Consider the following 19,527-nt stretch of genomic DNA (forward strand, 5'->3'; position numbering starts at 1 on the left):
CGAGCAGTTCCCTTCCCGTACCCGTTACGCCGTGGGTGTTGCCGCAGTCGGCGAGGCCGACGCGGTCGCCGCCCGTTCGGCGAGACCAGGGAAGGCTACGCTCTCCCCGCGCCAGCGCACCGCCCGCACCGCCGCCTCCCGCAGCGCCTCGGCGCCCATGGAGCGCCGCCCGTCCACGGTTGCCCGCACCAGGTCGGAGTACACCCCGGCGACCCGGTCCTCCAGCTCGGCGGCCAGCCGTACGGCCGCGTCCGAGTCCAGCACCGGGAACGGCAGCGCGTACCCCGCCGCCGCTGCCGCCGGGGTGCCGCCCAGATCCCGCACCTCACGGGCGAGTGCGTCGCGCCGGGCGCGATGGGCGTCGTAGGCCGACTTCGCCTCGCTACGCCGCCCCTCACGGATCCGCCCGCCGACGACCCCGTACCCGTACACGGCGGCATGCTCGGCCGCCAGTGCCGACTGGAGCGCTGCCAGCTCACGCTTGTCCTGCTCGTCGCTCACTTCGCCGCCTCCGTCAGCAGATACGCGTGCGCCGCCCCGGCCGCCGCCACGGAGGCCAGCAGCCGGGCCAGCTCGCCCGGCACCTCGAGGAGCGACTTCGCCCGGGCGTCCGCGAGCGACCGCTCGGCGGTGGCGAGCCCGGCGAGGGCGTCCTTCTCGGTGCCGGGTACGACGGAGGGGGCGGGGGAGCCGACGGTGGGCGACGCCGAACCGGTCACCGCCGTCGTGCCGCCGAACGCCTCCACATGCCGCACGGCCTGCGCCCGCAGCACCCCCAGCCGCTCCGCGAGCCCCGGATACGCGGCGATCACCGCGTCGTACCGTTCGACGATCCCCCGGCTGTCCCGCGCCGCACGCGTGCGTGCCCGCTCGGCGACCGAGGGACTGCCTCCGGTGCTCTCCTCGGTCTCATCGGAACCGGAGGAGCAGCCCACCAGCAGGGCGGCACCGGCGGCCGAGGCGAGGATTGTTCTTCGGCACGGCCCCGAGGGGGTGCGCGGCGGCGGGGGGTACGGCACGGCAGACGTCCTCGGGGGGCTCGTACGAACACATGGGCGGGAAGGCGGCCCGCCGGTGATCACGGTACCCGCGTCCCGGTCCACAACCCCTCATCGGCACCGCTGCGGACCCCCGGTCGCCGCACGGTGGACGGCAACACACCTTTGGACCGGATACCCTTTGACCAGACACGCGACCTACCCACAACAGCACACGCGGCCGAGGAGTCACCCGGATGAGCACCACCCAGAGCGAGAGGCTGCGAGAGCTCCTGGAACCGCTCGTCAGCTCCCAGGGTCTGGATCTGGAAGAGATCTCAGTGGACTCCGTAGGACGGAAGCGGGTGCTCAGCGTCGTCGTCGACTCCGACACCGGGGCGGACCTGGACCAGATCGCCGATGTGAGCCGCGCGCTCTCGGCGAAGCTCGACGAGACGAACGCGATGGGCGAGGGCGAGTACACCCTCGAGGTCGGCACCCCGGGCGCGGAGCGCCCCCTCAAGGAGCACCGCCACTATGTGCGCGCCGTGGACCGGCTGGTGAAGTTCCAGCTGACCGAGGGCGGCGAAGTGATCGCACGGATCCTTGAGGTCGACGACGAGGGTCTGGACGTCGAGGTGCCCGGAGTCAAGGGCCGCAAGGCCACCAGCCGCAGACTCGCCTTCTCCGACATCGACAAGGCGCGCGTGCAGGTCGAGTTCAACCGCAAGGACAAGAAGGAAGAGGAGGCGTAGCCGTGGACATCGACATGAGTGCCCTGCGGGGCTTGGTACGGGAGAAGGAGATCTCCTTCCCCCTGCTGGTCGAGGCGATCGAGTCGGCCCTCCTCATCGCCTATCACCGCACCGAGGGAAGCCGCCGCCACGCGCGCGTGGAGCTCAACCGGGAAACCGGCCACGTGACGGTGTGGGCGAAGGAGGACCCCGAGGACCTCGAGGAGGGCCAGGAGGCCCGGGAGTTCGACGACACCCCGTCCGGCTTCGGCCGTATCGCCGCCACCACCGCCAAGCAGGTCATCCTGCAGCGGCTGCGCGACGCGGAGGACGACGCGACGCTCGGCGAGTACGCCGGCCGTGAGGGCGACATCGTCATGGGCGTGGTCCAGCAGGGCCGTGACCCGAAGAACGTGCTCGTCGACATCGGCAAGCTGGAGGCCATCCTGCCGGTGCAGGAGCAGGTCCCCGGTGAGACGTATCCGCACGGTCTGCGGCTTCGGTCGTACGTCGTACGGGTGGCGAGGGGTGTGCGCGGTCCGTCCGTCACGCTGTCGCGCACACATCCCAATCTGGTGAAGAAGCTCTTCGCCCTGGAGGTGCCGGAGATCGCCGACGGTTCGGTGGAGATCTCCGCCATCGCGCGTGAGGCCGGTCACCGGACGAAGATCGCCGTACGGTCCACCCGTTCCGGACTGAACGCCAAGGGTGCCTGCATCGGCCCCATGGGCGGGCGGGTGCGCAACGTCATGGGTGAGCTGAACGGCGAGAAGATCGACATCGTCGACTGGTCGGACGACCCGGCCGAGATGGTGGCGAACGCGCTCTCCCCGGCCCGGGTCTCCAAGGTGGAGGTCGTCGATCTCGCGGCCCGCTCCGCGCGCGTGACGGTGCCGGACTACCAGCTGTCGCTGGCGATCGGCAAGGAAGGGCAGAATGCCCGGCTTGCGGCTCGTCTGACCGGCTGGCGGATCGACATCCGCCCGGACATCGAACAGCCGAGCGAATAGGTTCCGGATCACGATCGGGAATAGATCTCGGCCCAACAGGGCTGAGATCACGACAACAACCGTTCGATCGCTACCCCAAAGGGGTGAGGTCGCTACGGGGAGGTAGACTTAGCAGTGTCTGGCCGGACGCACGCCCGCGCATGCCCTGAACGCACCTGTGTGGGGTGCAGGCAGCGAGCGGCCAAGACCGATCTGCTGCGCACCGTGGCGATCAAGGACGCATGCGTCCCCGATCCTCGCGGTACGCTGCCCGGCCGGGGCGCCTATGTGCACCCCGCCCTGGTCTGTCTCGACCAGGCGGTACGCCGCCGGGCGTTCACGAGGGCGCTTCGCGCCCCGGGAGCGCTCGACGTAAAGGCGTTGCGCCAGTACGTCGAGCAGACAGACAGTTGCTGAGCAGGCAACACCGCAAGGAGCGTCGCACGGAACCCCCGTGCGGCCCTGGTACCCCGCGAGTTGGAAGTAGGTCGAGATTGCGATGAGCACTCGATGAGCACGCGATGAGTACGCCCATGAAGTAGCGACGGTCCGGACGCAACCCGGACCTAAAAGGAGCGAAGTGGCTAAGGTCCGGGTATACGAACTCGCCAAGGAGTTCGGGGTGGAGAGCAAGGTCGTCATGGCCAAGCTCCAAGAACTCGGTGAATTCGTCCGTTCGGCGTCTTCGACCATCGAAGCGCCCGTCGTCCGTAAGTTGACGGACGCCCTTCAGCAGGGCAACGGAGGCGGCAAGCCCGCCCCCGCCCGCAAGGCTGCCCCGGCCAAGCCGGGCGCCCCCTCTCCGGCGCAGGCTGCCCGTCCGGCCGCCCCGCGCCCGCCGGCCCCCAAGCCGGCCGTTGCCGAGACGCCCGCGGCTCCCGCCGCGTCGGCCGCTCCCGGCCCCCGTCCCACTCCGGGCCCGAAGCCCGCGCCGCGCCCCGCGCCGGCGTCCCCGGCTCCGACCACGCCCGAGTTCACGGCACCCCCGTCGGCCCCGGCTCCGGCCACGCCGCCGGCCTCCCAGGGCTCCGGTCAGGGCTCCGGTGCGCGTCCGGGCGCCCCGCGTCCGGCCGGCCAGCAGGCGCCGCGTCCGGGTGCTCCTCGTCCTGCCGGTGGCCCCGGTCAGGGTGGCGGCCAGGGTCGTGACCGTGGCGACCGCGGCGACCGTCCGGGCGCCCCGCGTCCGGGTGGACAGGCCTCGCGTCCCGGTGCCCGTCCGGCCGGTCCCCGTCCGGGCAACAATCCCTTCACCTCTGGTGGCTCCACCGGCATGGCGCGCCCGCAGGCGCCCCGTCCGGGCGGCGCCCCGCGTCCCGGCGGCCAGGGTGGCCCCGGTGACCGTCCCGGCGGCGCTCCGCGTCCGCAGGGCCAGGACCGTGGTCCCCGTCCCCAGGGCGCGGCGGGCGGTGCCCGTCCGCAGGCTCCGGGCGGCGCTCGTCCCTCCCCGGGCGGCATGCCCCGTCCGCAGGGCGGCGCTCCGCGTCCCGGCGGCGGCCCGCGTCCGAACCCCGGCATGATGCCGCAGCGTCCGGCTGCCGGCCCGCGTCCCGGTGGCGGTGGCCCCGGCGGCCGCGGTCCTGGTGGCGGTGGCGGCGGTCGTCCTGGTGGCGGTGGCGGCGGTCGTCCCGGTGGCGGCGGCGGCTTCGCCGGTCGTCCGGGCGGTCCCGGTGGCGGTGGCGGCGGCTTCGCCGGTCGTCCCGGCGGTCCCGGTGGCGGTGGCGGCGGCTTCGCCGGTCGTCCCGGTGGTCCGGGCGGTCCCGGCGGCGGCGGTCGTCCCGGCTTCGGCGGTCGTCCCGGTGGTCCCGGTGGCCGTGGTGGCACGCAGGGCGCCTTCGGTCGTCCCGGCGGTCCCGCGCGTCGTGGTCGCAAGTCGAAGCGGCAGAGGCGCCAGGAGTACGAGGCCATGCAGGCCCCGTCGGTCGGCGGCGTGATGCTGCCTCGCGGCAACGGACAGTCCGTCCGCCTGTCGCGCGGTGCGTCCCTCACCGACTTCGCGGAGAAGATCAACGCCAACCCGGCGTCGCTCGTCGGCGTGATGATGAACCTCGGCGAGATGGTCACTGCCACGCAGTCCGTCTCCGACGAGACGCTGAAGCTCCTCGCGGACGAGATGAACTTCATCCTCGAGATCGTCAGCCCCGAGGAGGAGGACCGCGAGCTTCTCGAGTCCTTCGACATCGAGTTCGGCGAGGACGAGGGCGACGAGGAGGACCTGGTGGTCCGTCCGCCGGTCGTCACCGTCATGGGTCACGTCGACCACGGTAAGACCCGCCTCCTCGACACCATCCGCAAGACGAACGTCGTCGCGGGCGAGGCCGGCGGTATCACGCAGCACATCGGTGCGTACCAGGTCGCGACCGAGGTCAACGGCGAAGAGCGCAGGATCACCTTCATCGACACCCCGGGTCACGAGGCGTTCACCGCCATGCGTGCCCGTGGTGCCAAGTCGACCGACATCGCGATCCTCGTGGTGGCGGCCAACGACGGTGTGATGCCCCAGACGATCGAAGCGTTGAACCACGCCAAGGCGGCCGACGTGCCGATCGTGGTCGCGGTCAACAAGATCGACGTCGAGGGCGCGGACCCGACCAAGGTGCGCGGTCAGCTCACCGAGTTCGGTCTGGTGGCCGAGGAGTACGGCGGCGACACCATGTTCGTCGACATCTCCGCCAAGCAGGGCCTCAACATCGAGAGCCTGCTGGAGGCCGTGGTCCTCACCGCGGACGCCTCGCTCGACCTGCGGGCCAACCCGGAGCAGGACGCGCAGGGTATTGCGATCGAGTCCCACCTCGACCGCGGCCGCGGTGCCGTCTCCACGGTCCTGGTCCAGCGCGGCACGCTGCGCATCGGCGACACCATGGTGGTCGGCGACGCGTACGGCCGAGTCCGGGCCATGCTCGACGACAACGGCAACAACGTCGAGGAAGCGGGTCCGTCGACCCCCGTCCTGGTCCTGGGTCTCACCAACGTCCCGGGCGCCGGCGACAACTTCCTGGTCGTCGACGAGGACCGCACGGCACGTCAGATCGCCGAGAAGCGCGCGGCGCGCGAGCGCAACGCCAACTTCGCCCGGCGTGGCGTCCGGTTCTCCCTGGAGAACCTGGACGAGGCCCTCAAGGCCGGTCTGGTGCAGGAACTCAACCTCATCATCAAGGGCGACGCGTCCGGTTCGGTGGAGGCTCTCGAGTCCTCGCTGCTCCAGCTCGACGTCGGCGACGAGGTCGACATCCGTGTCCTGCACCGCGGTGTGGGTGCGGTCACCGAGTCCGACATCAACCTGGCGACCGGCTCCGACGCCATCGTCATCGGCTTCAACGTCCGCGCTGCGGGCCGCGCGGCGCAGATGGCGGAGCGCGAGGGCGTCGACGTCCGGTACTACTCGGTGATCTACCAGGCCATCGAGGAGATCGAGGCGGCCCTCAAGGGCATGCTCAAGCCGGAGTACGAGGAGGTCGAGCTCGGCACGGCGGAGATCCGCGAGGTCTTCAAGTCGTCCAAGCTGGGCAACATCGCCGGTGTCCTGGTCCGCTCGGGCGAGGTCAAGCGCAACACGAAGGCTCGACTCGTCCGCGACGGCAAGGTCATCGCGGAGAACCTCAACATCTCCGGTCTGCGCCGCTTCAAGGACGACGTCACCGAGATCCGCGAAGGGTTCGAGGGCGGTATCAACCTCGGCAACTTCAACGACATCAAGATCGACGACGTCATCGCGACGTACGAGATGCGCGAGAAGCCGCGCGGCTGATTGTCGTAGCACGCGATCGGGGCCGATCGGCGGACGTAATATCCGTCGATCGGCCCCGGCCGTTGCGTGTACGGTTCCTGTATCGGCGTCGACGCGGCGCCCATACCCCGAACCGGCGGGACATCCGGAACACACATGTATGTGGGGACTCTGTCCTTCGATCTGCTCCTCGGCGACGTTCACTCGCTCAAGGAGAAACGCTCTCTCGTCCGTCCGATCGTGGCCGAGCTCCAGCGCAAGTACGCGGTGAGCGCGGCGGAGACGGGCAACCAGGACCTCCATCGCAGGGCCGAGATCGGGCTGGCGATGGTCTCCGGGGACACCGGACACCTCACCGACGTACTGGACCGCTGTGAGCGGCTGGTCGCCGGGCGGCCCGAGGTGGAACTGCTCTCGGTTCGACGCAGACTCCACGGCGACGAAGACTGAAGCGGCGAAGACTCAGCAAGAAGCAAGACACTTAAGGAGACGGACCAGTGGCCGACAACGCGCGGGCGAAGAGGCTGGCGGACCTCATCCGGGAGGTGGTGGCCCAGAAGCTGCAGCGCGGGATCAAGGACCCGCGGCTCGGCTCGCACGTCACCATCACGGACACCCGGGTCACGGGTGACCTCCGGGAGGCGACCGTCTTCTACACGGTGTACGGGGACGACGAGGAGCGCGCGGCCGCGGCCGCCGGTCTGGAGAGCGCCAAGGGCGTGCTGCGTTCCGCGGTGGGCGCGGCGGCGGGTGTGAAGTTCACGCCGACGCTGACCTTCATGGCGGACGCGCTTCCGGACACCGCCAAGACCATCGAGGACCTCCTCGACAAGGCGCGCCAGTCCGACGAGAAGGTGCGCGAGGTCTCGGCCGGTGCCGCCTACGCCGGTGAGGCGGACCCGTACAAGAAGCCGGGTGAAGACGAGGACGACACCGCCGAATGACACAGAAGAACCAGACGCCCGACGGGCTTGTCATCGTCGACAAGCCGTCGGGCTTCACTTCGCACGACGTGGTCGCCAAGATGCGCGGGATCGCGAAGACCCGCCGCGTCGGACACGCCGGCACCCTCGACCCGATGGCGACCGGAGTGCTCGTCCTCGGCGTCGAGAAGGCGACCAAGCTCCTCGGGCACCTCGCGCTCACCGAGAAGGAATACCTGGGCACGATCCGCCTGGGTCAGACCACCCTGACCGATGACGCCGAGGGCGAGATCACGGGCTCGACAGACGCCTCGAAGGTCACCCGGGACGCCGTCGACGCGGGGATCGCCAAGCTGAGCGGCGACATCATGCAGGTGCCGTCCAAGGTCAGCGCCATCAAGATCAACGGTGTGCGCTCCTACAAGCGGGCACGTGACGGCGAGGAGTTCGAAATCCCCGCCCGGCCCGTGAAGATCTCGTCCTTCGCGGTGTACGACGTCCGGGACGCCCTCGCCGAGGACGGCACGCCCGTCCAGGACCTGGTCGTCTCGGTGGTCTGCTCGTCCGGTACGTACATCCGGGCGCTGGCCCGTGACCTGGGCGCGGACCTGGGCGTGGGCGGCCACCTCACCGCTCTGCGGCGCACGCGGGTCGGCCCGTACAAGCTGGACGCGGCCAAGACCCTGGAGCAGCACCAGCAGGAGCTGACGGTGATGCCGATCGCCGACGCGGCCGCGGCCGCGTTCCCGCGCTGGGACGTGGACGAGAGGCGGGCCCGGCTGCTCACCAACGGCGTACGCCTGGAGATGCCCGACGAGTACACGGGCCGCGGCACCATCGCCGTCTTCGCCCCCGAGGGCCGGCTGCTGGCCCTCGTGGAGGAGCAGAAGGGCAAGGCGAAGAGCCTCGCCGTCTTCGGCTGAGACGCTCTGCCCGTGGAGCGGCGGTCACGGAGTTGTCCGCCGCTCCACGGTCCCCCCTCGGTTCCCCCACCCCTAGGGTGTATCCACCGATCCCCTCCCATTCACCCGTGCGGGCAGGCGCTCGGAGTGAAGCGGGGGAGCGGACGGGGGCGCGTTCACCGCGCGGTCTGTCCCGCCGATCACCTGGTGCCTACCGTCGAAGACAGGGCAGGGCACGGCGGGGAGGTTCGACCATGGCGGGACGGGGCCCGCGGACTGCGGGCGGCCGCCGACGCGCGGGTGAGAGCGAGCACTCCGCGTCCTGCGGCGCGACTTCCGGGCCGGGACACGCACGCGACGAATCCCTTGTCCGGATCCACGACTTGGCCGGCCGCCCCCGGGGCACCGGTTTCATGGCCGACCACCACGGTACCGTGATCACCAGCCATGAGGCCGTCGACGGACTGCCGAGGCTTCTGCTCTACGCCACCGAGGACCGCCACTGCGTGGTGACCGCCGACGCGGTGACCGCCCTGCCCGAGCTGAACCTGGCCCTCGTACGGACCGAGGGGCTCGGCGTCGACCCGCTCCCCGTCACCGTGCGGGACCGGATCGAGACCGGTGCCTATGTGCGGATCGCCGCCGGGTGCTGGCGTGAGGCGAGGGTGCTCGGCGTGGCCGCCGTGACGTACACGGCGACGGATCGCTTCCATCTCCTAGACGGTGCACTGGAGTTGGCGATCGGCACGGCCGGGCGGGACGCGCTGCGGCTGGGCGGCGGGGCGGCCGGCGGACCGGTGCTCGACGCCGCGACCGGCGCGGTGGTCGGCGTCCTCGGCACCGCGCTGCAGGGCGGCGGCCGGGACGCCGGGTTCGCGGTACCCCTGCTCCCGGCACCGCCCGGCCCGCTCGCCGAGCTCCTCGCCGAGAACGCGGCGACCGTCCCCGCGTACGGCGTGGACCTCAACCTCGCGGGCGTACTCGAACTGACGGCGACATCGGTGGGCCAGGACGGCCCGCCGGGTGCGCTCGCGGGTTACGTCGGCCGGACGAGCACCGGCACCCCCTGGTCGGTGACACCGGTCCAACGGGCGGCCACGGCAACGGAGTTCGAGGCCTTCGCCGATGGCCCGGCCGCCGTCCTCGCCCTCGTCGGCCCACCCGGCAGCGGTCGTACGACAGAACTCGTGTCCCTCGCCGCCCGCCGCAACCGGGGTGCCCGACCCGCCCCGACACTGTGGCTGCGCGGCGCGGACCTGGGGGACGACGACACCTCGGTCGCGGACGCGGCACGCAGGGCGCTGACCCGGGCGGCACGGATCGTAGCCGCGTCGCGCTCGGTGCACGTCGCGGACCTGGGCGACGTGACCCCTGAGCGCCTGGCCCGGCTCGCCCACACCGACGGCCGCCCCCTGCTCCTCCTCCTCGACGGCCCCGAGGAGATGCCACCCGTCCTGGCCCACCGCCTCACGGAGTGGACCGACGGGACGGCGACCTGGCTGGAGGAGACGAGGGCACGGCTGGTGGTGGCGTGCCGGGAGGAGTACTGGGAGCGGGCGGGGGAGGGGTTCCCGGGAGGAACACTGCACAGCTCGGATGCTGAGCCACTTCCAGCCCGTCCGGCGTTCGAGGACGAGAAACCGCCCTGCGTGCACCTCGCCGACCTGCACGAGGACGAAGCCCGCCAAGCCCGGGCCCGCTACGGCATCCCCGAGGGCGCCCTCACGGACACCGACGCCCGCCACCCCCTCACCCTCCGCCTCCTCTCCGAGGTCCGAGCCGCCCTCCCTGACACCGACACCCCCGCCACCCGTGGCATCCCCGGCACCCGCGCGGACCGCCACGACGTCTTCGCCGCCCACCTCGACCTGATGTGCCTCCGCATCAGCGTCCGCCTCGCCGCCGAGAACGGGCTGCGCGGCACCGCCGTACGCCGCCTCGCCGCAAAGGTCTCCGGCCAGGTGCACGAGGCCGCCCGCCGCAGCCTCGGCCCGGGCCAGGGCGAGCTGGACCGCGAGTCGTTCGAGGCGGTGTTCCCCTGGGGCCAGGCCCCCGCCCGGCTCGGCGGCGGCACCGGCTGGGCGTCCGCCGTCCTCACCGAAGGCCTCCTGGTCCCCGCCGGCAACGGCTACCGCTTCGCCCACGAGGAACTCGCCGACTGGATCCAGGGCATGCACCTCGACCTGGACGAGGCCCTGCGCGCCCTGGTCCACCGCCACAGCCCGCACCCCTTCCCGGTGCCGCACCACCGCATCGGCCCGGTCGTCCAGGCACTGCTCCTCCAGTCCCGCCAGCACGGCACCCCCCGACTCGCCCTCCGCCTGGAGGAGTTGATCCAGGCGCTGGACACCGACCCCGACTCCTGGTGGGCGGCCCGTCTCCTCACCGAGTCCCTGCTCCGCGTACCCGACGCGACGCCGTACACGGGCGTACTGCGCCTGCTCGCGGACCGCGTGGTGCACTGGCGGCGCCAAGGACGCGACCAGGGGCACGGACAACACCCCGTCCGAGCCACCGAGTTCGCCCCCGACTTCTGGCTGGCCCTCCCGCTCCCCCCGATCACCCTCTTCGACCTGCTCCGCCGTCTCGTCCTCGCCGACGGCCCCGCGCACGACACCGCCCCCCGTTTCCTGGACGCGGCCTCCGGGCTGCTCGCCGCCGACCCCACCGCCGTATCACCGCATCTGACGCGCTGGTTCGACGATGAGCGCCCGCTGCCCGCCACCCCGCACGCGACCGTCGCGAAGGCCGCGCAGGCGCTGCTGCACACCCACCGGCAGCTGGCCCTCGACGAGCTCACCGAGGTGCTCGTCGACTGCGCGCACCGGCGGGCCGACGAGCTGCTCGCCGTGCTCGCGGAGGACGAACCGTCGGCGGTGTGCCGGGCCGTGGACCGATGGGCGCACGACGAACGCCCTGACCGGCGGGTCGCGGCGGTGGCGTACGGCCTGCGCGCCGCCCCGCACGTGACGACGGAGGCCGACCGCGAGCTGCTGCGCTACGCCGCCCTCACCCTGCTGGCCCGCCCCGCCGACTGCACCCTGCACGGCGGCGCGCTCGCCCTCCTCGTCCGCGATCCACGCACGCGTGCCCGTCATCTCCCGCAGGCCCTCGGCCACTTCATGGCCGGCGACCCGCAGTTCCCGCCGAGCGCGCTGGTCGCCGCCCTGGCCACCCACCCGGAGCCGGTCCTCGACGCCTTCCGCGCCCGGCTGCGCCGCCCCGGTGGCGGAGCGGCCCTGCGCACCCTCGCCGACGTCACCACACCCACGCAGGCCCGCCGGATCGCCGTGCTCGTGCGGGAGGCGGTGGAGCGGCGCCCGGAGACCGCGGCGGACATGGCCGCGTACGTCGACCGGCGCCTCGACCAGGGGCCGGGTGCGCGGGCGGTGCTCCTCCCTCTGGTCACCGGCCTGCTGGACGGCGGCTCGGAGGAGGTGCGGGCTGCCCTCGCCGCCATACTGGCCACCCCCGGCGCCCCGGCCTCCCGCCCCCTCCGTCGCGAACTGCTCGAATTCCTGCTGAGCCACGAGCACGCGCCCGCCGTCCTGGACGCCCTCCTGCGCGCCGCCGCCCGCCACGCCGACGACGGACTGCGTGAACTCGTCCACCGCACCGGCCTCCTCCTCGTCCGCACCCCGGAGGGCGCGGCCCGTTTCGACCGCGGCCTCGTCGATCTCGGCCGTCTGACGCCGGGCTTCGCCGCGCAGGTGGCGGGCTGGCTGACCGACGCTCCGCAGCAGTGGGCGGCGGTGGTCGGCCCCAGTACCCGCCGGATGATCGAGAACCTGGCAGGCGTACGCGTCCCCGCCTGACCCGCCGTCCTACGTGCGTCGAGTCACAGCGCCCATGCCGATGCGGGCCGGAGCGACGCGGCATGGCACCCTTAGACCTGCGTAAGAGATAAGCCGTACATACGGACACAGGTTCGACGAGGAGCGGTCACAGTGCAGCGCTGGCGTGGCTTGGAGGACATCCCCGAGGACTGGGGACGCAGCGTCGTCACCATCGGCTCCTACGACGGAGTCCACCGCGGACACCAGCTGATCATCCGGCATGCCGTGGAACGCGCCCGTGAGCTGGGCGTTCCCGCCGTCGTCGTCACCTTCGACCCGCACCCCAGCGAGGTCGTCCGCCCCGGCAGCCACCCGCCCCTGCTGGCCCCGCACCACCGTCGCGCCGAGCTGATGGCGGAGCTGGGCGTGGACGCGATTCTCATCCTGCCCTTCACGACGGAGTTCTCGAAGCTCTCGCCGGCCGAGTTCGTCGTCAAGGTCCTGGTCGACAAGCTGCACGCCAAGGCGGTCGTCGAGGGCCCCAACTTCCGCTTCGGCCACAAGGCCGCGGGGAACGTGGAGTTCCTCGCCGAGCAGGGCAAGACGTACGACTTCGAGGTCGAGGTCATCGACCTGTTCGTGTCCGGCGAGGCGGGCGGCGGCGAGCCGTTCTCCTCCACCCTCACCCGCCGCCTGGTCGCCGGCGGCGACGTCGAGGGCGCCCACGAGATCCTGGGCCGCCCGCACCGGGTCGAGGGCGTGGTCGTCCGAGGCGCACAGCGCGGCCGCGAGCTGGGCTTCCCCACGGCCAACGTCGAGACCCTCCCGCACACCGCCATCCCCGCCGACGGCGTCTACGCCGGCTGGCTGCACGCCCAGGGCGAGGCGATGCCGGCCGCGATCTCCGTCGGCACCAACCCACAGTTCGACGGCACCGAGCGCACGGTCGAGGCCTACGCCATCGACCGCGTCGGCCTCGACCTCTACGGCCTGCACGTCGCCGTCGACTTCCTCGCGTATGTACGCGGCCAGGCGAAGTTCGACTCGCTGGAGGCGTTGCTGGAGCAGATGGCCGAGGACGTCAAGAAGTGCCGAGAGCTGATTTCGGCGGCCGAGGTCGAGGGCTGACGTCGCCGGGAGCCGGCTGCTGAACGGGTTCCTCGGTCGGACTCCCGAGTTCCTTTCGGGCCGTGTTCCGGGCTTCGCGCAGGCGGCGGACGATCCGTTCGACCTGCTGGGACGCCTGTGAACCCGGTTCCAGGGCGTCCAGGGCGGTGGCGAGCACGGAGCAGTCGCCCGTCTGGCGCACGCTCAGGTCGATCAGCTCGAAGAGCAGGGGGCGTGGCGGCAGGCCGCCGACGTCCAGCGAGCCGACGTCAATGCCCGTCTGCCGGACCCAGATCGGCCGGATGATGCCATCGCTGATCGAATCGGCCTTGAGCAGCGCGTTGACCAGGGGGATGTGGAGCTGTGCGGGCGTGGTCGGGGTTCCGGCCGTGATCCCGCCGGGGTATCCGGTGCCCGGGGTTCGTCCGCCCGGGAACCGCGAACCCATCCCGGTGGGCCTCCCCGAGGTCTGCGCGAGCGCCTCAGCCGACTGGACGAGCAGATCTCTGGCGCTGCCCTCGTCGAGGTCGCGCAGCGCCAGTCCCGGGAACTGACGGAACGAGACGGGCATCGCCCGGGGTTCGGGTGGGTCGAGGAAGACCGGGATCATCCGCAGCCAGTCGCTCGAACCCTCGCTGAGCGCCAGATCGAGGGCGGCGGCCGACATGTCGCCGTGCGAGAAGAACGAGCCCGAGACCAGGACCAGCACCCGGTCAGCTCGATGGAGTGCTCGCCGGAGCCGTTCGACCGTGCTCCGGTCGGCGGCCGAGACGACCTCCGCGTCGACGTCGTAGCCCTGCTTGCCCAGTTCGTCGATGGCCCACAGTCCCCACTCCGAGTCGTCGTCCAGGTCGGTGTAGACGATCACGACGTCGACAGGGCGCAGCCGCTCCGGGCCGAAGAGCGGGGTCAGGGCCCGTGCCTCCGTCACTTCGAGGTGCGGAAGGTCTGCGCCGTTGTACAGGACGGTGGCCAGCCGTTTGGCGACCGCCAGAACGATCTTCTTGTACTCCTTGCTCTTGGGCTCGTTCTCCTCGGGGACGAGGTGGAAGAGTCCCGACTCCGCGTAGTCCGGGCCGAAGTGGCCCGTCAGGATCTGGTCGTCGAGGCCGTCCGGCCGGCTCATCGGCCCGATGCGCCAGCTGACGCCCAGCAGGTGTTCGTCCTCCGCCCCGCTGTCTCGGCGGTGTCGGTTCATGCGCTCGGAGAACGTCGTCCACTCACGGGCGCACCACTCGCTCTGAAAGTAGCTCGGGCTGTACAGGGCCAGCATCGTCCGCGTGGTGCAGGCCCCGTACATCAGCCGCTGCCGCCACCGGTTGCCCGGCTCGATGGTCTCCCGGTCCAGAAAGCCACTGCCCGGAGTCCGCTTGCCGAGTTGGGCCCGCACCTCCTTCTCGACATCCGCATGGAAGCGTTGGACGTAGGGCACGTCCTCGTCGAGTTCGGAGTAGCTCGTGAAGAACCAGTGGTCCGCGTCGCTCACACGGCGTCCCGGAGGAGCTCGATCCGGTCGACGATCCGCCGCACCTCCCGCACTTCGGCGGAGTCCGGGTCGTCCAGCAACTCAAGCGCCTGAGCCATGGCTGTCAGACCGTCGGGGTAACGCAGACACGTCCGCACGATGCACGCTATGTCCGTCCTGGCTCCGACAGCGCGGGGCACGGACCGCGAGATGGGTTGCCGTGCGGCCGCGTCGATGAGCTCCAGCCACCTGTCCCGCTCGCCGGGCGAGGCGATGAAAGCGGAGTTGAGCAGCGCGTTGACGAGCTGCCGTTCCAGTACGAGACTCCACGACGGCTCACTGGACGTGCCCGGGAACTCCCGTTCCACGACGGGCCTGTGCGGCGACCGTACGGCGTAGTCCAGCAGTTCGCGGGCCGCCTCCTCGTCCAGCTCCGCCAGCGGAGGTCCGGCGGCGTGCTGGGCCAGCTGAGCGGGCAGCCGTGGCTCGGGCCGCTCGATCACGATCGGGACCAGTTGCCGCCGCGCCAGCGCGTCCAGCAGCCGCAGCCTGGAAATCTCGGACTCGTCCGCGAGACCCGTCGCGGAAAGGTAGGCGGTGGAGATCAGCGCCAGCACGGCCCCCGTGTGCCGGGAGAGAAGCGCGGGCAGTTCGGTACCTTCGCCCCGCGCGTCCACCGCGTGCAGGCCCACCGTGTGACCCGCCTCTTCCAGGTGTGACGCCGCCCACTCGGCCCAGTTCTCGTCGTGCTCCGCGTAGCTCAGCAGCACGTCCGAGGGGCCCCCGACCGATCGGGGATGCAGGGCTGTCGCAGAGCTGCCACGCGCGGACTCGTGCCAGGTGGCGTCGGAGCCCGCGTCCCGGGGCGAGACCACGTCGCGCCGACGCAGCCACGACCCGAGGGCGAGTTCGCCGGTGTGGTCGCCGTCATCCGTCGGGGGAAGAACCGAGCCGATCCGCGACCACCAGGCCAGGGGTGCACCGGCCTTGGCGCGCGACGAGGGCGCGGGCACGCCGCTCTCCTGGAGCGCGTCCGTCGACCGGGCGGACATGTACTCATCCAGCTCCTGCGCCGAGTCCTGCTTGCCGAGGTCCGTGAGCAGCCTGATCAGCAGCCTGGCCGTCGCCACCGTGTCCGGGTGCAGCTCGCCGAGCACGCGTCGGCGGCGTACGTAGACCTCCTCCGCCAGGTCCCGGGCGGCCTCCGTGGCGCCGTGACCGGCCCGCAGGGCGGCGAGGTCCGCGGCGGCAGCGAGGGAGTCCGGGTGATCCTGACCGAGGACACGCCGACGCCGTACGAGCACCTCCTCGACGAGTCGCAGCGCGCCGTCCGTGTCGCCCAGGTCCCGGAGGTCCACGGCGAGGTTGGCGGCCAGGGTGAGCGTGACGGGATGGTCCTCGCCCAGGACCCGGCGCATCCGGCCCAGGGTTTCCTCGGCGAGCCGCGAGGCTTCCAGCGGTTCGCCGTCCTCACCCAGCTGCGCGGCGAGCCGGGCGGCGGTGACGAGGGTGTCCGGGTGGTCCTCGCCGAGGGTGCGCCGGCGGCGATCGAGGATGTCCGCCAGCAGTTGCCGGGAGGCGTCCGCGGCACCTGTGCGCCGCAATGCCTTCGCCAGCAGGACCGCCGCCAGCAGGGTGTCCGGATGCTGGTCGCCGAGCGCCGACGACCAGGACCGGAACAGCCGTGTGAGCCGGTCCCGGGCGGCGGAGGCGTCGCCCCGTTCCATGAGCAGCTCGCCTGCGGCGCGGACTGTGTGCCGCCCTTGCGCCGTCACCGGGACCGCCGGGTCCACGGCCAGCAGGTGGGGCAGCAGATCGGTCCAACGCTGTTCGGCGCCCGGCTCGTTGTCGTCGTCCGGAACGGCGGAGAGCAGCAGGGCTTCCGCGGTCCGGGCCGCGGCCGTCCTTTCGGAGTCGGGCAGCAGGTCCCGCAGCACGGACTGGGTCAGGGGGTGCAGGCGTACGGTCTCGTCCTGGACGTGGACGAGGCCGTACCGGCGCAGCGCCTGGAGGAGCTCGGGCAACGCCTGGCCGTCCGGCAGGGCGCCGATCAGCGGATCGGGGAGCCCACGTGCGGAGCTCGGCTTCGTCCCTACTGGCAGCGGAGCGGGCGCGAGAAGAGCACAGGCGAACAGGAGACGTGCGACGCCGGGCGGCCCGGCCGCTCGCAGCCGGTCGACGGCCATGTGTACCGTCGCGACGAGCGAGGGCGGGAAGAAGTGGTGCTCCGCCCCGTCGTCGACGGTCAGCATCCGCAGGAACTCCCGCACGGGCAGGCCGTCGCGCAGGACCGCGAGCGCATGCGCCAGGGCGAGGGGAAGGTCGTCAAGGGCGGCCGCCACGGCATCGGCGTCCGCCACGGTCACGGACGGCAGCGTCGAACGGAGCAGCGCGATGGACTCCGCTCGGGTGAAGTCCAGGTTGAACTCGGTGGAGTGGGCGCTGTGTTGGAGAGCCGGTGGAGCGGTGATCAGCACATGGCCGACTCCGTCCGGCATGTGCGGTGTGAGCTCGGTCGGATCCGTGACGTCGTCGAAGACGAGCAACCAGCGGCTGCGCTCCCTCAGTTCCGCCTTCAAGGCCTCCGTGGCCTCGGCCGGGGGCGTGCCGACGGGCGCCGCGCCGATCCGTGCCGCCAGTTCGGCGAGTTGCTTCTCGATCGGACGGTTGGACCTGATCCACCAGACGAGTTCGTACTCGCCTGCGAAGCGGTAGGCGTATTCCAGGGCCAGTTGGGTCTTTCCACTGCCTGCCGGTCCCATGACGACGACCTCGGAGCGGTCGGTCAGTTCGTCGCGCAGCCGGGAGAGGTCCTCGTCACGGCCGACGAACCCGGGATTGCGGGCCGGCAGGTTCCACACCCGGGGCAGGCTGCCGGGCGTGCGGGGCCCGGCCAGTCCCAGTCTGCGCAACCGCCGTTCGCCCACCAGGTGTCCGGTGGGGGAGTCGCTCGGCGCGGAGCGGATGCCGAGGACGGCCTGGACCAGCCTGTCCCGCGCCTCCGCCTCGTCCGCCCCCACGAGGTCGACCGCCTGGAAGGCGCGGACCTCCGCGGGTATGGGGGTGCCGTCGAGACGGACGGGTACGAGCGGTATCCCGGAGCGGATCTCGGCGGCCGCGAAAGAAGACGTCGCCCAACCGGCGGAGAGCAGGACGACCATCGCGTCCGCGGTGTCCAACTCCCGCTCGATGCGTGCCAGGAAGTTCTCACCGACGGCCACGTCCCGTACGTCGAAGAACGTGCTGCAACCCGCGTCGGTCAACTGCCAGGCGACCCACTCCGCCCACGCGCGATCGGCGCCCGCGTAACTGATGAAGACCCGCTGCTCCACTCAACCCCCCCAGTGGGCGCCCTGGTCACACCGGGACACCGTCTGCATCGTAGGTGGCGAAGGGGCCGAACGCGGCGGAAACACCCATCCTCACCTGTGGGTACGCCGGGGGCCCGCACGATGCGCGTGCGGGCCCCCGGCGGGTGGAGTTGAGGTCGCCTACTGCTGCGGAGGCGCGGGCGGGTACGGCTGCCCGGGCTGGGGCGGGTACGGCTGACCGGGCTGCTGGGGGTGCTGCGGGTAGGGCTGACCGGGCTGCTGGTCCTGCGGCGGGTAAGGCTGGCCCGGCTGGGGGGCGTAGGGCTGGCCCTGTTGCGGGGGCTGCTGCTGCGGATAGGGCTGGCCCTGCTGCGGGTACGGCTGGCCGGGCGCGGGCTGGCCGCCCGGCATCGCCTGGCCAGGCAGTGGCGGGGCCGCCACCGGGGGCGGGTTGCCGTCGCTGGTCCACAGGCCGTGCATCTGCTGGTGGCGTACGAAGTCCTCGGCGACCATCGCCGCGAGGTTGAAGTACGACTCCCGCACCTTCGGCCGCATCATGTCGAGGTCGACCTCGGCACCGGCCGCGAGGTGCTCGTCGAAGGGCACGACCACGACACCGCGGCAGCGCGTCTCGAAGTGGCTGACGATGTCGTCCACCTTGATCATCTTGCCGGTCTCGCGCACACCCGAGATGACGGTGAGGGACCTCGACACGAGATCCGCGTACCCGTGCGCCGACAGCCAGTCCAGCGTCGTGCTCGCGCTGCTCGCACCGTCCACGGACGGCGTCGAGATGATGATGAGCTGGTCGGCGAGGTCGAGCACACCGCGCATGGCGGAGTAGAGCAGACCGGTACCGGAGTCCGTGAGGATCACCGGGTACTGCTTGCCCAGCACATCGAGGGCCCGCCGGTAGTCCTCGTCGTTGAAGGCCGTGGACACGGCCGGGTCGACGTCGTTGGCGATGATCTCGAGCCCGGACGGCGCCTGGGAGGTGAACCGGCGGATGTCCATGTACGAGTTGAGGTACGGGATCGCCTGGACGAGGTCACGGATGGTGGCCCCGGTCTCCCGCCGCACCCGGCGGCCGAGGGTACCGGCGTCCGGGTTGGCGTCGATGGCGAGGATCTTGTCCTGCCGCTCGGTGGCGAGGGTCGAACCGAGGGCGGTGGTGGTCGTGGTCTTGCCGACGCCGCCCTTGAGGCTGATGACCGCGATGCGGTAGCAGGACAGCACGGGCGTGCGGATCAGCTCCAACTTCCGCTGCCGCTCGGCCTCTTCCTTCTTCCCGCCGATCTTGAAGCGGGAGGGCTGGGCGGCGGGACGGCCGCTCTTCGCCTTCTGCTTCTTGTTGTTCAGCAGCCGGTCCGAGGACAGCTCCACGGCAGCGGTGTAACCGAGCGGCGCCGCACCGGGGTTGGTCATCTGCCGCTGGTCGTGCTGCATGGGCTGCGGCCAGGCGGTGCCGCTGCGGGGGTCGATGGGGGGCTGGGGAGCCTGCGGGGCCTGGGGGTTGTAAGGCGCCTGCGGAGGGGCTCCCGGCTGTTGGGCGGCGGCCGGGGGCTGCGCGCCGGGGTGGGGCTGGGCCTGCTGCGCGGGTGCCTGGGGGAAGCCGTAGC

14 protein-coding genes are annotated in these 19,527 nt (G+C 71.8%); 9 read left to right on the forward strand and 5 right to left on the reverse strand.

Annotated features, from left to right (window positions below; genetic code table 11):
• Positions 1-24: 24 nt before the first annotated feature.
• Together TN53_RS25995 and TN53_RS26000 are read right to left on the reverse strand one after the other, a co-directional pair.
• Positions 25-501: a ferritin-like domain-containing protein gene (locus TN53_RS25995; protein WP_046261076.1), complete on the reverse strand. Its 477-nt coding sequence runs from the start codon at positions 499-501 to the stop codon at positions 25-27.
• The gene (locus TN53_RS26000; protein ID WP_046261077.1) at positions 498-1,019 is read right to left on the reverse strand and encodes a hypothetical protein; all 522 of its coding nucleotides are present in this window, start codon (positions 1,017-1,019) and stop codon (positions 498-500) included. Before TN53_RS26000 ends, TN53_RS25995 begins: the two co-directional genes overlap by 4 nt.
• Before the next feature lie 215 nt (positions 1,020-1,234).
• On the opposite strand from TN53_RS26000, the gene rimP reads away from it, so the two are divergent.
• The 9 genes from rimP to TN53_RS26050 all read left to right on the forward strand — a co-directional run bounded on the left by rimP (position 1,235) and on the right by TN53_RS26050 (position 13,153).
• Positions 1,235-1,732 carry a ribosome maturation factor RimP gene (rimP, locus tag TN53_RS26005; RefSeq protein WP_046261078.1) on the forward strand — a complete coding sequence of 166 codons (498 nt, stop codon included), beginning with the start codon at positions 1,235-1,237 and terminating at the stop codon, positions 1,730-1,732.
• 2 nt (positions 1,733-1,734) lie between these two features.
• On the forward strand, positions 1,735-2,721 hold the full coding sequence (gene nusA / locus TN53_RS26010; protein ID WP_046261079.1) for a transcription termination factor NusA: 987 nt from the start codon (positions 1,735-1,737) through the stop codon (positions 2,719-2,721).
• Positions 2,722-2,835: 114 nt separating this feature from the next.
• Positions 2,836-3,117 (forward strand): YlxR family protein, encoded by a 282-nt coding sequence (locus TN53_RS26015; protein ID WP_095046730.1) that lies wholly within the window; start codon positions 2,836-2,838, stop codon positions 3,115-3,117.
• Between the two features lie 163 nt (positions 3,118-3,280).
• On the forward strand, positions 3,281-6,445 hold the full coding sequence (gene infB / locus TN53_RS45585) for a translation initiation factor IF-2 (RefSeq protein WP_095046731.1): 3,165 nt from the start codon (positions 3,281-3,283) through the stop codon (positions 6,443-6,445).
• A 135-nt stretch (positions 6,446-6,580) separates the two neighbouring features.
• Complete coding sequence (locus tag TN53_RS26030) at positions 6,581-6,874, forward strand: DUF503 domain-containing protein (RefSeq protein WP_046261083.1); 294 nt, start codon at positions 6,581-6,583, stop codon at positions 6,872-6,874.
• A 47-nt stretch (positions 6,875-6,921) separates the two neighbouring features.
• Entirely contained in the window at positions 6,922-7,368 is a 447-nt protein-coding gene (gene rbfA, locus TN53_RS26035) for a 30S ribosome-binding factor RbfA (protein ID WP_046261084.1), read from the forward strand.
• A complete protein-coding gene (truB, locus tag TN53_RS26040; protein WP_046261085.1) occupies positions 7,365-8,270 on the forward strand; it encodes a tRNA pseudouridine(55) synthase TruB in 906 nt (301 codons plus the stop codon). The genes rbfA and truB overlap by 4 nt, the downstream gene beginning before the upstream one ends.
• A 233-nt stretch (positions 8,271-8,503) precedes the next feature.
• Positions 8,504-12,064: a trypsin-like peptidase domain-containing protein gene (locus TN53_RS26045; RefSeq protein WP_046261086.1), complete on the forward strand. Its 3,561-nt coding sequence runs from the start codon at positions 8,504-8,506 to the stop codon at positions 12,062-12,064.
• Between the two features lie 132 nt (positions 12,065-12,196).
• Complete coding sequence (locus tag TN53_RS26050) at positions 12,197-13,153, forward strand: bifunctional riboflavin kinase/FAD synthetase (RefSeq protein WP_046261087.1); 957 nt, start codon at positions 12,197-12,199, stop codon at positions 13,151-13,153.
• On the opposite strand, the gene TN53_RS26055 is transcribed toward TN53_RS26050, so the two are convergent.
• The 3 genes from TN53_RS26055 to TN53_RS26065 all read right to left on the reverse strand — a co-directional run.
• Entirely contained in the window at positions 13,107-14,618 is a 1,512-nt protein-coding gene (locus tag TN53_RS26055; protein WP_046261088.1) for a TIR domain-containing protein, read from the reverse strand. The genes TN53_RS26050 and TN53_RS26055 overlap by 47 nt on opposite strands.
• Positions 14,615-17,929 (reverse strand): FxSxx-COOH system tetratricopeptide repeat protein, encoded by a 3,315-nt coding sequence (gene fxsT / locus TN53_RS26060; RefSeq protein ID WP_052745313.1) that lies wholly within the window; start codon positions 17,927-17,929, stop codon positions 14,615-14,617. The genes TN53_RS26055 and fxsT overlap by 4 nt, the downstream gene beginning before the upstream one ends.
• A gap of 159 nt (positions 17,930-18,088) precedes the next feature.
• Positions 18,089-19,527, reverse strand: a 1,439-nt coding sequence (locus TN53_RS26065; protein ID WP_159038197.1) for a MinD/ParA family ATP-binding protein, incomplete at its 5' end; no start/stop codon positions are given.

The sequence above is a fragment of the Streptomyces sp. WM6386 genome (genome assembly GCF_000972385.1).
Lineage (GTDB): Bacteria > Actinomycetota > Actinomycetes > Streptomycetales > Streptomycetaceae > Streptomyces.

Excerpts from the sequence above, each read along its gene's own strand:
- rimP (WP_046261078.1), top strand. The coding sequence starts at position 1,235 with ATGAGCACCACCCAGAGCGAGAGGCTGCGAGAGCTCCTGGAACCGCTC.
- TN53_RS26030 (WP_046261083.1), top strand. The coding sequence starts at position 6,581 with ATGTATGTGGGGACTCTGTCCTTCGATCTGCTCCTCGGCGACGTTCAC.
- TN53_RS26045 (WP_046261086.1), top strand. The coding sequence starts at position 8,504 with ATGGCGGGACGGGGCCCGCGGACTGCGGGCGGCCGCCGACGCGCGGGT.
- truB (WP_046261085.1), top strand. The coding sequence starts at position 7,365 with ATGACACAGAAGAACCAGACGCCCGACGGGCTTGTCATCGTCGACAAG.